The sequence below is a fragment of the Clostridioides sp. ES-S-0190-01 genome (assembly GCF_020658275.1).
In the GTDB taxonomy this organism is placed as follows: domain Bacteria; phylum Bacillota; class Clostridia; order Peptostreptococcales; family Peptostreptococcaceae; genus Clostridioides.
The window spans coordinates 1-13,445 of record NZ_JACVWA010000038.1 but is presented as its reverse complement, the minus strand read 5'-3'; the positions used below and the strand labels follow the sequence as shown (position 1 = coordinate 13,445).

Here is a 13,445-nt window from a genome sequence, read left to right as displayed (position 1 = left end):
AAAGACAAGAAAATTTAGAAAATTTATTATAAAATATGGGGGTACATATGAAATGGCTAGATGGATTACAACAATCTATTGATTATATTGAAGAAAATATTTTAGAAAAGTTAGATTATGAATATTTAGCAAGGTATACAAATATGTCAGTGTTTTATTATCAACGAATGTTTAGTGTATTAGTAGGTATATCTGTTGGTGAATATATTAGGAATAGACGATTAACACTAGCTGGGCTTGAATTAACTACTTCAAATAGTAAAATCATAGACATAGCTTTTAAATATGGTTACGAAACAGCAGAAAGCTTTACTAAAGCCTTTGTTAGATTTCATGGAATAACGCCATCTATTGCTAGAAAAGGAAATTCAAGCCTAAAATCATTTAGCAAGATAACATTAAAAATATCTTTAGATGGAGGAAATATTTTAGATTACAAAATTGTCGATGAGGGAGAATTTTCAGTAATTGCTTTAAAAAAACAATTTTCGAAAGATGAAGATGTATTTAGAAAACAAATACCAAGGTTTTGGCAAGACTTGTTTAAGAGTAGTTTGTATAGAGAACTAATTTCTTATGTAAAAGAAAACACTATTACAAAAGGTGGGATTTTAGGAATAGATGAAATGGCAGTTTCACAAAACAAACAATTATTTAATTATTATGCAGCTGTTGAGACAGATGAAAAACCTAAAAATGATAAATTTACCTTATTTAAAATACCTTCTCATAAGTGGGCTATTTTTAAGTGTACAGGTGCCATGCCAAATTCTATTCAAAACTTATGGGTAAAAATATATAGTGAGTTTTTCCAATGCTCTAGCTATGAACCAGTTGCTGATTTCAATTTTGAACTTTACCTTGAAGGAGATAGTAATAAAGATGATTATGTTAGTGAAATTTGGGTTCCAATAAAAAATAGGAGGAGTTTATGAAAAAATGTAGAGTATCTGAGATAACAGCTTATTTTAATGCAGATGTGGAAACAGTTTGGAATATAGTTACAGACAATCGTGATTATAAATGGAGAAGTGATATAAGTAAAATTGAAGTATTCGATGATGGAAGTACTTTTATTGAGTACAATAAGGATGGAAACAGTACAAAATTTACTGTTACAGAAAAAACTAAAAATAAGCTTTATAAATTTAACATGGAAAATAAATTTTTCTATGGTAATTGGCAAGGTGAATTTTTTGAAGAGAATGAAAAAACTAAAATAGTGTTTATAGAAAATATATATGTTAAAAATCCTATTATAAAAATTTTATCTTATCTCTTTATGAACTTAAAAAAAATACAAATGCAATATGTTGAAGACTTAAAAAGAAAATTAAATGAGATGTAAAATATTAATACTTTGTATACATATAGATTTATTATAATTAAATTATATTGGAGAAATATTTTAATTTATAAATAAAAAGGAAATGAACTAGTAAAAACTCATTTCCTTTTTCTATTTTAGATTTTAATAGATTTATATTTACAATTACATTTTCTAAAGCATTAATTTTATTATATTTAAAAATTGGAAATAGAAAAAACTATTTTTAAGGCGACTTAAGTTATTTTTTTCTTCTACAGCAAAATCCAATGTACCCATATATTCGATGTTAGTAGGGTAGGGGCATAAGTATAATGTATGATATTATATACTAAAGATGAATTTTAACATATAACTCTGATATAATAAGCATATGTAAATGTTTAATATTTAATTAAAGAAAATTATCATATAAAAATAAATTTGTAAGGAGTAATACAGTATGAAAAAACAATATGTGTTTATAATACTAGCAAGTACTATTTTAGGTATGCTTGTTGGAACCATATTTAGAGATTATAGCAATGAAGAAACAGTTTATACAAGTAAGGATAAGTCAATAAGAAAAGAAATAAGAATAACAAGAAAATCTATAAAAGAACTGGCAAAAGAGAAAGATAAATTAGATAAAGAAATTAATTCAATGAAGAAAAATCAAAAGAATTCTGATGAAATCTCTAAAATAGAAAGTCTTAGGGAGAGTCTTTCATATTCAGATGTAAATGGTAGCGGAATAGTATTAAGTATAGATGCCATAGATGAAAAAACAGGAAACATTGCCAATAGCATAGACTACAATAAAATCCTTGTGAAAGTCATAAATGAATTAAAAGCAAATGGAGGAAAATACATAGAAATAAATGGTCAAAGAATTAATCAGTACTCAGAAGTTGTACTTGCAGGTAGCCATATAAATATAAATGGAGTTCCAGTGGCACAACCCTATGAAATAAAATGTATTGGTGATAAAGATAAACTATCTAGTTACGTAGATAAAGGTAGTAAATATTTAGATAGTATACAAAGTACTTATCCAATGAAAGTTAGTATAAAAGCTGAAGAAAATATCTCTATGAAAAAACTAAAAATACCTAATAAATTAAAGTATATAAAGGGTGAGTAAGATTATATTAGAGGAAAGCAGTTTACCAATGTTAATACCAGAAAAACTTGCAAAAAAATATAATGTATTTCCAGTGGAATTTCAAGATGATAATCTAGTAGTAGAAATAGAAGATGAAGACATATATGCACTACAAGACTTGAGACTAGCAACAGGGAAAGAAATTATATTAAAAAAAGAAAGAAGAGAACTTATAAGTGAGAAGATAGAAAAATATTACAATAGCTTTGAACTTGATGAAAATTATGCAAAAAAATTATTTGAAAATCTTATAGAGAAAGCTATAAAAGAGAACGCAAGTGATATACATATAGAACCATTTAAAGAGCATTTGATAGTTAGAATGAGAGTTGATGGAGAGTTAAAAGAAATATCAAAATTTTTAATAGATGTTTATCCAGCATTAGCTACAGTTGTTAAATTAAAAGCTTCAATGGACATAACAGAAAAAAGACTTCCTCAAGATGGAAGAGTAGACATAAAGCTAGATGATAGCTTAATTGACATTAGAGTTTCATCAATCCCAACTGTATATGGTGAAAAAATTGTTTTGAGAATCCTTAATAGAGATACTTTTTTAAAAGATAAATCAGAACTTGGATTTTCAGAAGAAGCGATAAATTCTATAAATCGTATAATAAGTAAAAGAGCCGGAATATTATTAGTAACAGGGCCTACAGGGAGTGGAAAGACTACTACAGTATATTCCTTATTAAATGATTTAAGAGGGATAAACAAAAATATAATGACTATAGAAAATCCAGTAGAATACAAGATGGATGGAATAAGTCAAATACAAGTAAATTCAAAAGTAGGGTTGAGTTTTGACGTAGGTCTTAAAGCTATATTAAGACAAGACCCAGATATAATAATGGTTGGAGAAATCAGAGATGCAGAAACAGCTAAGATAGCAGTAAGAGCCGCTATAACAGGCCATTTAGTTATAAGCACTTTGCATACTAATGATGCAGTATCTTCTATAGCTAGACTATTGGAAATGCAAATCCCACCATATCTTTTAAATGCATCTCTTATAGGTGTAATATCTCAAAAACTAGTTAGAAAGGTTTGTAATCATTGTAGTCATGAGATTATGATAAAAGATGATTTTAGTGGAGATGTAAATACTAAAGTAGCTGTAGGCTGTGAAAAATGCAATGACAAAGGTTATTTTGGTAGAACAGCAATTTATGAAATTCTAGAAATCAATGATGATATAAAAACATGTATAAGGGATATGAAGGATTCTAGTATTGTTAAAGAAGTAGCACAAAAAAATGGAATGATAACATTTGAAGATAGCTGCCAAAGGCTAATAAATGAAAAAATAACAACATTAGAAGAATGTTTAGTAGTAAACGAAATAATTTAATTAAACAGTGTAATCAAACTTCATACAATCGATTTTAATAAAAATTCTCGATTGTAAATCATATCTAGATAAAATAAAATTAACATATTAAATTAGAAAATATCGAGATTATTTAATTGTAATTAATATAATTTGGAAGGAATTATAATACATGAAATTATCTAAAAATATATTTTATAATTTAGACAAGATTCATTTACTCTTAAACAAGATTCGTGATAAAGAGCTTAGAATAATTTGCAAAGAAATAGGTATTTTACTAGAATCTGGATGTGAAATTACAAAGATATTTCAAGTTATTGAAGGACAATCTAGTAAAAAAGTAAAAAGTTTGTTTAATACAGTATCAAATCATATTCAAAAGGGGAATTCCATAGCAGAATCATTTCAAATCACAGGAACATTTTCTAAATTTTTTATAAGTATGATAAAAGCGGGTGAAACCAGCGGAAACTTAGATATAATAATGAGCGATTTATCTAATTATTACGATAAAGAATATAAATTAAAAACAAAAATAATAACTATTTTAATCTATCCAATAATACTTATCATATTATCTGTAATATCAATAGTATTTATCTTTATATTTGTGATACCAAATTTTCAGGTGGTTTTTGCCAGTAATGGAATTGAACCACCTTTCATAACTAAGGTTTTAATAGGAATTTCTATAATAGTTACAAATCATCTAGGTTATTTAATATTTAGTCTTATATTGATTTCAATAGTAACTATTTATTTTTTTATAATAAATAATAAACTAAAGAAATTAATTAATTTATTTAAGTTCAAAATACCTTTTTTAAAAGGAGTTAATCAATTAATAGCTACAACTAGATTTTCAAGGGCATTATCTATTTTACTTAGTAGTGGGATACAAATAGTGGATGCAATAGAGATGTCAGCAAGTGTCATAGATAATGAATTCATTTATGAAAGACTAAAGATTTCTAATAATTATATAAAAAAAGGAAATAGTATAGGTAAGTCTTTGAATCTAGCAAATATATTTCCTAAGTTATTTGTTTCAATGGCAAATACAGGTGAAGAAAGTGGAAAACTCGATAAGAGTCTAGATGTAATAAACAGATTTTATGAAAATGAATTAAATAATAAAATAGAGCAGATAATGAAATTTGTAGAGCCTGTAATAATTGTATTCATGGGATTGATTGTTGGAGTTTTTGTTTTATCAATGGTTATTCCAATGTTTGATGCAATTACTAGTTTCTAATATAAAAATAAATTTTACTAAATAAAACTTTTAAAAAGGAGCGAAAATTTAATTGATAAATAAAAAACGAAAAGGATTTACACTTGTTGAGATGATTGTAGTAGTAACAATTTTAGGCGTCATATCTAGTATAGCATTAGTTAAATATGGTAAGGTCCAAGAAAGTGCTAAGATAAATGCTGATTATACAAACGCAGCTAATATAGTAACCGCAGCGAGTATGGCTATTAATGATGATGAAAATATAGTTGAATCTCTAAGTGTAGAATCACTTAAAGAAAAAGGTTATCTAAGTACAGTTCCAGTTCCTCAAAGTACATCAGGTAAGTTTGAACTTGTTATAAGTGATAATGGTACAGATATAAGTGTAAATGTAAACTCAAAACAATTTTATCCGAGATAATATTTGTTTTTATACGTTTTTAGTGTCAAATTATAAAGATATTTTTAGTATTAAATTATAATGAATTGTAGATATATTAAGTTTAATTCAAAACATAATTAAATGATTTAAATAGGTATTGATTATTTAAAGTTAATATATGCATAAATAAAAGATTAAGTATTTATATAATTAAAATATGGCTATATAAATACTGTATAGGCTTTGTAAAAATCAAATATACTGTGTAAAATTTAAAAGCTATTATCACCTAAGGAGGAGATGGTTATAATTAAAAAATTTTTAACTTTAGAAATAAATGACGATTATATAAGGGTTGTACTTTTAAGAAAAAACTATAAAAAAATATTTATAGATAAATCTATTATAAAAGAAGTTAGCTTTAATATTAAAAGTGATATTGATGAGATTGAAAAAACTGGATATGTAGAAAATGTAGTAAAATTAGTAAAAGATGAAATAAATAATATAAAAAAATCATACAAAAATTTGTACTTTAATATTCAAACTCAAGACATAGTTATTAGAAATATTGAGATATTGAATACTAAGAAAAAAAGAGACATATTAAACATGATAGAATTTGAGATAACACAATATATTCCAATAAATATAAATAACTATTCAATAAAATATAAAATTATAAACTCTAGTAAGGATAAGTTAAATATACAAGTAATTCTTTTTCCTAAAAATATTATCAAAGTAATTAAAATCATTTCAGAAAGTCTAAATATGAACCCAAAAGCGATAAACATAAATTTTGATATACTACAAAAACTTATAAGTTTAAATTTAATAGATAATTTTATAGAAGATGGAGTGTTTATAGAATGCAAAAAAAATCAATTTATTATAAACATAACAAAAAATAAGAAAATAGAAGAAACATATCTGTTGTCAAAAGAAATAAAATCCTATGACTCAGTAAAAAAAATAATAAGTAGATTTAAATATGTTTATTATTATGGTATAGAAAATTGTTTTATAGAAGAGTATTTTAAAGATACAGAAAAAATTGCTGAAGTAAATCCATTGAGATTAAAAAAGAAAGTAAGGGTGGAAAATAATTTTGATAAGGGCTTAAGAGATACTAGTATAATTTATATAAGCAGTATAGGAATGATTATTTAAATGAAAGCTTATAAAACAATAAATTTTTTAAATGGATTTAAAGAAACTAAGCAATATAATAAAATCTATAAAATAACGATAATATCAATTTTAATATGTGTTTCATTAAAAATGTTTATGTATATGAAATCTATAAATGAATTAGAAAATTATATAAGTCACAATAAACCCATAAATGAGTCTAAATATACTGTACCAAATCTGGAAAAAACAAAAGAAAAGTTTTCTAGAATAAAGCTTGATGAAATTAAAAAAATATATGAAACAGTTGGAACAGATAACATTACTAAAATATCTATAGATAAAAACAAAATGGAGATGGAAGGAGTATGTGATAATCTAGATATTTTAGATAATTTAAAAAAAATAAATTACATAAAATATTACTATATAGACAGCATTATAAGAGATGGAGAATGTTATAAATTTAGAATAAAAAGTTAGACAGGTGATTAATTTTGAAATTAAATAAGAGAGAAAAAAATCTGATGAAAATATTGCTAATATTAATTATTGTATTAGTAGTTAATGTAATGTCCAGACCTCTAGAAGAGAACCTAACTAATTTGAAGAAAGAAAAACAAAATATAGTGAATGAAATAAAACGACAAGATAATTACAAAATTAAAGGTAATGGGTACAAAGATGATAGATATGTAAAAAATGTTGAATTAGATAGTAATACAAAATTAAAAAATAATTTTAATAACTCATTTTTAGATAAAAAAACAAATAAAGATATAGTATTATTAGTAGAAAATGAATTGAGAGATATTGTAAATGTGGAATACATCAATCAAGAAAGTAGCTTAGACAACTACAGTAAAAAACAAACTAATTTAGAAGTAAAAGTTAATGGAGAACTTGAAAATGTGTTGAAACTTGAAGGTGTAATGAAGAACTTAAGGTTACATAATAAAATTGAAAAAATAGAAATTAATAAATTAAAAACAAGTAATCTTGAGGCCAAAAACATTTCAAACGAATATAAACAAGAAAAAAACAATCTTGTAGAATGTAAAATGACAATTAGAGTCACATAACAAAAAAGAATAGATAAAGTAAAAAACTATTATCAGTTCATAAAACTTTATAGAAGAATTAGTTTTACGATAATCCATTTCTGTAAGAGGGATTGTTAATGATTTTATCGAAATCCTAATTAAAGTGAATATATTATACCAAAATATAAGTAAATTTGAGATAATATTTGCTTATACTATAGATTGATTGATAAAAAAATGGTATAATAACAAATTGTACTTTAATTTAATAATAAGGGAGTGGAAGTCATATTGTTAGGGAGAAATGAGCTATGCCCTTGTGGAAGTGGCAAAAAATACAAGAAATGTTGTTTAAATAAAGATATTGTTTCAGAAAGAGCAAGCAGAAAAACTGAACTTTCACAAAAGCAATATACAGATTTATATTCAAAATTATATGATTATTCAAGACAGGATAGATTCAAAGATGAATGTGAAAAAGCTAAAGAAATGTTTTATATAATGCAAAATGATACTGTAAATGAAAAGTTCGAAAGATTTTTTAATACGTATTTAATACAAGACCACATAATGGAAAATAAAAAGGTCATGACGGTTGGATTTCTTGAAGAGAATGGTGCAAACCTAAGTCAATCAGAAATTTCAATATTAAAAAGTTTGTTTGAATCCTATGTAAGCATTTACGAAGTAAAAGAAATTTCTACAGGAAAAATAGTTTTAAGAGATTGTTTAAGTGGGAAAGAACTTTACACAGAAGATGTAAAACTTCTAAGAAGCTTTAAAATCGGAAGCTGTATGATAGCTAGAATAATTGATGTTGAAGGAACTAATATATTAATAGATGTAACTATAAGTATATCAAATGAAGTTAAAGATATAATTTTAAATGATGTTATGAATTTATTTAATCAATATAAAGACCTATATAAAGATATGAAGACGTTCTTAATTTATCATACACATGTATTATATAAATATATACAACAGCTTTTAGACCCAAGTATAGCCGAATATTTAAAAAGAGAAAGAGATAAAAATGATAGTAAAAAAGTTAATTTAGAAGGTGAATTAGCTGAAGTAGAATGTAAAGTTTTAGATACTCTTAAAGAAAATGTGGAAAAAGAAAATATAGATGCATGTATAGAGTTCTGGAATGAATATAAGAAAAGTCATGAAAATATAAAAGGAGCTGAAAGTGGTTGGGCAGCTGCTGTTGAGTACTATGTTAAGAAAGAAGCAGGACAACCTATAACTCAAGTGCAAATATCAAAAAAATATGATATAAGCTCTAGTACATTAGGAAAAAGATACAAAGATTTAAAAATATCTTAATTAATTATAAAAAGCTTTAAGTCATAGATAAAGAATCTATAGTATAATATATGTATAATGTGTAGAAAGAGGTATTAATAATGAGTCTTAGTTTAGGAAATGCAATTGCTGTATCAACAAACTTTATAAAATCTAACCCAGCAGTACCTGTATACGATGGAGAAGAAATATATGCAGTTATTTATCATATAGAAATAGGATATAATAACGGTGTATCACCTGATACTAAACAATATATAATAATAGACTATAAAGAGTTCGATTTATCTATGGATAGAAAAAATGAACTAGTAGAAGTTGCTAAGGAGTACTGCAAATCTAAAAATATTGTAGAAAATGAAAATCTTGAAATAAATCTTTTGGATAATGAAGAAGCAGAAAACTTCTTAGAAAAGGTATTTAATAACATGAAAGTTATAAGAGGCCTTATAACTAAAAGAGGATAAGTTAATGGAGTTTATTGGTATAGAAAATATAACACCATATGAAAACATATATGAATTTAGTGTATATAAATACGATGATGAAATCACTTTAGGTAGTGAAGATTTATATATATGTGAATTAAGGGTTATATTAATTAAAGTTAATTCTTTATACGTTGAAAGATTGAATAAATCAGTTGAAGCAATGGTTTTAGTAAAAAATCTAAAAAAAGATTTGGATAAAGAACTTATTGTAGACAAAATAAAGAAATTTGTGCTAGACGAAATTTGGGTAGAAAATCTAGTAAAAGAGAATATAGAAGTTATATTTGTAGAAAGCTAGGAGTAACCCTAGCTTTTTTATATTATAATCTAAGAGAGGAAAACAATATGTTAAGGGTATCTAATATAAAACTTGGAATCGATAAAGATATATCTTTATTAAAAGATATTGTACTTAAGAAATTAAGAATAAAAGAAAAAAACTTAATAAAATATAGTATATATAAAGAATCTATAGATGCTAGAAAAAAAGGGAAGATGGAATTTGTTTATTCTGTAGATGTAGAAGTTAGAGATGAAAGTAAAATACTAAACTCAAAAATAAAAGATGTAACAAAAATAAAAGATATAAAATATGTGAATGTAGCTATGGGTCATAAAAAATTGAATAATAGACCTTTAGTAATTGGAAGTGGACCAGCTGGTCTATTTGCAGGGCTTATTTTGGCTCAAATGGGTTATGAACCAATTATACTTGAAAGAGGTCTTGATGTTGATAGTAGAACCAAGGATATAAGTAATTTTTGGACGACTAGAAAGTTTAAAAATAATTCAAATGTTCAATTTGGAGAAGGTGGAGCAGGAACTTTTTCAGATGGGAAACTCACAACTAGAATAAAAGATATACGATGTAGAAAAGTGCTAGAAGAATTAGTTCAGTTTGGAGCACCAGATGAAATATTATATTCACATAAGCCACATGTTGGTACAGATATATTAAAAAGTGTAGTTAAAAATATAAGAAATGAAATAATAAATCTAGGTGGACAAGTTAAATTTGATTCAAAAGTTACAGATATAGTTGTATTAAATAATTCTATACAATCTGTAATTGTAAATGATAGTGAAAAAATAGATACAGATGCAGTCATATTAGCTGTTGGGCATAGTGCAAGAGATACTTATGAGATGTTGCATTCAAGAGGTGTAAAAATAATTCAGAAACCATTTGCAATAGGAGCTAGAATTGAACATCCTCAAGACTTGATAAATAAAGCACAGTATAAGGAATTTTATAATCACCCTCGACTAGGAGCTGCTGATTATAGACTTATAGAACATGTCTCAAATGGAAGAACAGCATATACTTTTTGTATGTGTCCAGGAGGCAGTGTCATAGCATCTGCATCAAATGATTTTGAAATAGTTACAAATGGAATGAGTGAACATGCAAGAGATAAAACAAATGCTAATAGTGCATTTCTAGTAAATGTACTTCCAGAAGATTTTGATAGTGATAATCCACTAGCAGGGGTTCATTTTCAGCAAAAATATGAGAAATTAGCTTTTGAATTAGGTGGTAAAAATTACAATGCGCCAGTTCAACTTGTTGGAGATTTTATTAATAATAAGACTTCTGAAAATTTAGGAAGTGTTGAACCATCATACAAACCTGGATACAAGCTTACAAATTTGAATGAATGTTTGCCTAGTTTTGTGGTAGAAACTATGAGAGAAGCATTTATATCTCTTGATAAAAAATTAAATGGATTTGCAATGCATGATGCAGTTTTAACAGGTGTAGAAACTAGGTCATCATCACCAATAAGAATAGTAAGAGATGAAAACAGTTTGGAGTCAATAAGTATTAAAAATTTATATCCTTGTGGTGAAGGTGCTGGATATGCAGGTGGAATAGTCACAGCAGCAGTAGATGGTATAAAATGTTCAGAAAAAATAATACAAAAATATGCTAATAACACAAAAATTTAACAGAAACTTAATGAATTTTTAATATTTAACATGAATTTAACATTACTACTCCTATAATTTGATAAAATACAATAGGTTATAAAATTTTTAAATATAGTAATCTCTTTACAAGGAGGAAATAATTTGAACATTATAATAAGTCTAATGGGTGGATTAGGGCTGTTCTTATATGGTATGAACCTTATGGGAGAAGGTCTGCAAAAATCTGCTGGGACAAAATTAAAAAAGATAATAAAATTACTTACTAGTAATCTATTTATGGGAGTTTTAGTAGGTACAGGAGTTACAGCAGTAATACAAAGTTCAAGTGCTACTACTGTAATGGTTGTTGGTTTCGTAAATGCAGGCATAATGACTTTAAAACAAGCAATAGGGGTTATAATGGGTGCTAATATAGGTACTACTGTTACAGCCCAATTAGTATCTTTTGATTTAGCTGGAATGGCTCCAGTAGCATTAGGTATAGGTATTATACTTTATTTATTTGGAAATAAACCTAGAATAAAAAATATAGCCGAGATACTTATAGGTTTTGGGATATTATTTACAGGTATGGATTTTATGAAAATGGCAGTTGAACCATTAAAGGACTATCAAGGGTTCACGGATTTACTTGTTACATTTGGTAATTATCCGCTACTTGGACTATTATTAGGATTTGGTATTACAGCAATAATACAGAGTTCAAGTGCATCTATGGGTATGTTGGTTGCATTAGCAGCAGAAGGTTTAATACCACTAGCAGCAGCATTACCAATTCTTTATGGTCAAAACATTGGTACATGTGTAACTTCATTGCTATCAAGTATTGGTGCTAATAAAAATGCACGAAGAGCAGCTATGATGCATTTAATCTTCAATGTTTTGGGAACAGTAATATTCTTATTGTTGTTGAATAAACCAATTGTAAATTTAGTTACAAGTTGGGACCCAAGTAATGTTGCAAGACAAATAGCTAATACACACACATTGTTTAATATTATATCCGTCTTAATACTTCTACCATTTACAAAGGTTATCATAAAACTAGCCATTAAGCTTGTTCCTGATAAAGCTGGTGATGCAGATGAAGATGAAGCTAAGACTATTAAATATATAGATGATAGAATGATAGAAACTCCTTCCATAGCTCTTGCCAATACGATAAAAGAAGCACTTCGTATGGGAGAAAAAGCTAAGGAAAGCTTAAATGCATCTATGGAAGCGTTAGTAGAACATTCAACTGAAAAAATAGATAAGACATACAGACGTGAAAAACTAATAAATGATTTACAAAAAGCTATCTTAAATTACTTGCTTAAACTTTCAAAGGCGCCTTTAGATGATAATTCTAGAGAAGTTGTAGACACCTTATTTAATACAGTTAATGATATAGAAAGAATTGGTGACCATGCTAAAAATATAGCTGAATTATCTCAAGTTGCAATAGATTCAAATATTTCTTTCTCTGAAGAAGGACAAGCTGAACTTGATATTATGTACAATAAAGTTGTTTCAGCTTATACTTATGCTTTAGAGTCAATGAGAACTGATGATGTGGATTTAGCTTGTAAGGTTATAAAAATTGAAGAGCAAGTTGATATAATGGAGAAATCTTGTAGAGCTAATCATATGTATAGATTGAATAACAATTTATGTAGTATAGAAAATGGAGTTATTTATTTAGATGTAATAAGTAATCTAGAAAGAATATCTGACCACGCTGTTAATATAGCACAACAAGTTATAGCTAAGAGATTGGGAACTGATTAAAAATGGTAATTTAAAATAAAGTAAGAATTAAAATAGATAATGAACAAAAAAGAAGGAGTTGTCTTAAAATTGATTTTTTCTAATCAAATTTTAAGTTCAACTCCTTTAAAATTTAGGCTAATTATTCTTAATGAATCATCATAAAGAATAATTGTTTCAATGTCTAATGGCGATACCATTTGTTTATAACACTGTATATTTTATAATCAAAATGTTAAGCTATTTCTTTAATTTGTTTAAATGAATTTTCATTTCCATTTCCACCAATTTGTGTTACTGATTTAAATCTCATAGTTTTAAATAGTTCTTTTTGACTATAGTCTAGTAAATTTCCTACTAGT

The 13,445-nt window shown here is 26.1% G+C and carries 14 protein-coding genes; all 14 read left to right on the top strand.

Going from position 1 to position 13,445, the window contains the following annotated elements; all coding sequences use genetic code 11:
• Positions 1-47 precede the first annotated feature (47 nt).
• The 14 genes from IC214_RS13455 to IC214_RS13390 all read left to right on the top strand — a co-directional run bounded on the left by IC214_RS13455 (position 48) and on the right by IC214_RS13390 (position 13,104).
• A complete protein-coding gene (locus IC214_RS13455) occupies positions 48-935 on the top strand; it encodes an AraC family transcriptional regulator (protein WP_227481845.1) in 888 nt (295 codons plus the stop codon).
• Positions 932-1,348: an SRPBCC family protein gene (locus tag IC214_RS13450; protein WP_227481846.1), complete on the top strand. Its 417-nt coding sequence runs from the start codon at positions 932-934 to the stop codon at positions 1,346-1,348. The genes IC214_RS13455 and IC214_RS13450 overlap by 4 nt, the downstream gene beginning before the upstream one ends.
• A 421-nt stretch (positions 1,349-1,769) precedes the next feature.
• A complete protein-coding gene (locus IC214_RS13445) occupies positions 1,770-2,450 on the top strand; it encodes a DUF881 domain-containing protein (RefSeq protein WP_227435794.1) in 681 nt (226 codons plus the stop codon).
• Positions 2,443-3,822: a GspE/PulE family protein gene (locus IC214_RS13440; RefSeq protein WP_227835067.1), complete on the top strand. Its 1,380-nt coding sequence runs from the start codon at positions 2,443-2,445 to the stop codon at positions 3,820-3,822. Before IC214_RS13445 ends, IC214_RS13440 begins: the two co-directional genes overlap by 8 nt.
• Positions 3,823-3,973: 151 nt before the next feature.
• Positions 3,974-5,059, top strand: a complete 1,086-nt coding sequence (locus IC214_RS13435) for a type II secretion system F family protein (protein WP_227835068.1) — start codon at positions 3,974-3,976, stop codon at positions 5,057-5,059.
• 52 nt (positions 5,060-5,111) lie between these two features.
• Positions 5,112-5,462: a type II secretion system protein gene (locus IC214_RS13430; RefSeq protein WP_227435800.1), complete on the top strand. Its 351-nt coding sequence runs from the start codon at positions 5,112-5,114 to the stop codon at positions 5,460-5,462.
• Between the two features lie 261 nt (positions 5,463-5,723).
• Complete coding sequence (locus IC214_RS13425) at positions 5,724-6,596, top strand: pilus assembly protein PilM (protein WP_227835069.1); 873 nt, start codon at positions 5,724-5,726, stop codon at positions 6,594-6,596.
• Positions 6,597-7,040, top strand: coding sequence for a hypothetical protein (locus IC214_RS13420; protein ID WP_227835070.1), 444 nt, complete (start codon positions 6,597-6,599; stop codon positions 7,038-7,040).
• Positions 7,041-7,054: 14 nt separating this feature from the next.
• Positions 7,055-7,639, top strand: a complete 585-nt coding sequence (locus tag IC214_RS13415) for a hypothetical protein (protein WP_227481851.1) — start codon at positions 7,055-7,057, stop codon at positions 7,637-7,639.
• Positions 7,640-7,891: 252 nt separating this feature from the next.
• A complete protein-coding gene (locus IC214_RS13410; protein WP_227481852.1) occupies positions 7,892-8,932 on the top strand; it encodes a YecA family protein in 1,041 nt (346 codons plus the stop codon).
• Positions 8,933-9,012: 80 nt separating this feature from the next.
• Entirely contained in the window at positions 9,013-9,378 is a 366-nt protein-coding gene (locus tag IC214_RS13405) for a hypothetical protein (protein ID WP_227435824.1), read from the top strand.
• A gap of 4 nt (positions 9,379-9,382) precedes the next feature.
• Positions 9,383-9,700 carry a hypothetical protein gene (locus IC214_RS13400; RefSeq protein ID WP_227435827.1) on the top strand — a complete coding sequence of 106 codons (318 nt, stop codon included), beginning with the start codon at positions 9,383-9,385 and terminating at the stop codon, positions 9,698-9,700.
• A gap of 47 nt (positions 9,701-9,747) precedes the next feature.
• A complete protein-coding gene (locus IC214_RS13395; protein ID WP_227835072.1) occupies positions 9,748-11,352 on the top strand; it encodes an NAD(P)/FAD-dependent oxidoreductase in 1,605 nt (534 codons plus the stop codon).
• A gap of 123 nt (positions 11,353-11,475) precedes the next feature.
• Positions 11,476-13,104, top strand: coding sequence for a Na/Pi cotransporter family protein (locus IC214_RS13390; RefSeq protein WP_227435832.1), 1,629 nt, complete (start codon positions 11,476-11,478; stop codon positions 13,102-13,104).
• Positions 13,105-13,445: the final 341 nt, after the last annotated feature.

Coding starts and splice junctions, on each gene's coding strand:
- IC214_RS13395 (WP_227835072.1), top strand. CDS start 9,748: ATGTTAAGGGTATCTAATATAAAACTTGGAATCGATAAAGATATATCT.
- IC214_RS13455 (WP_227481845.1), top strand. CDS start 48: ATGAAATGGCTAGATGGATTACAACAATCTATTGATTATATTGAAGAA.
- IC214_RS13425 (WP_227835069.1), top strand. CDS start 5,724: ATGGTTATAATTAAAAAATTTTTAACTTTAGAAATAAATGACGATTAT.
- IC214_RS13400 (WP_227435827.1), top strand. CDS start 9,383: ATGGAGTTTATTGGTATAGAAAATATAACACCATATGAAAACATATAT.
- IC214_RS13445 (WP_227435794.1), top strand. CDS start 1,770: ATGAAAAAACAATATGTGTTTATAATACTAGCAAGTACTATTTTAGGT.
- IC214_RS13435 (WP_227835068.1), top strand. CDS start 3,974: ATGAAATTATCTAAAAATATATTTTATAATTTAGACAAGATTCATTTA.
- IC214_RS13405 (WP_227435824.1), top strand. CDS start 9,013: ATGAGTCTTAGTTTAGGAAATGCAATTGCTGTATCAACAAACTTTATA.
- IC214_RS13420 (WP_227835070.1), top strand. CDS start 6,597: ATGAAAGCTTATAAAACAATAAATTTTTTAAATGGATTTAAAGAAACT.
- IC214_RS13450 (WP_227481846.1), top strand. CDS start 932: ATGAAAAAATGTAGAGTATCTGAGATAACAGCTTATTTTAATGCAGAT.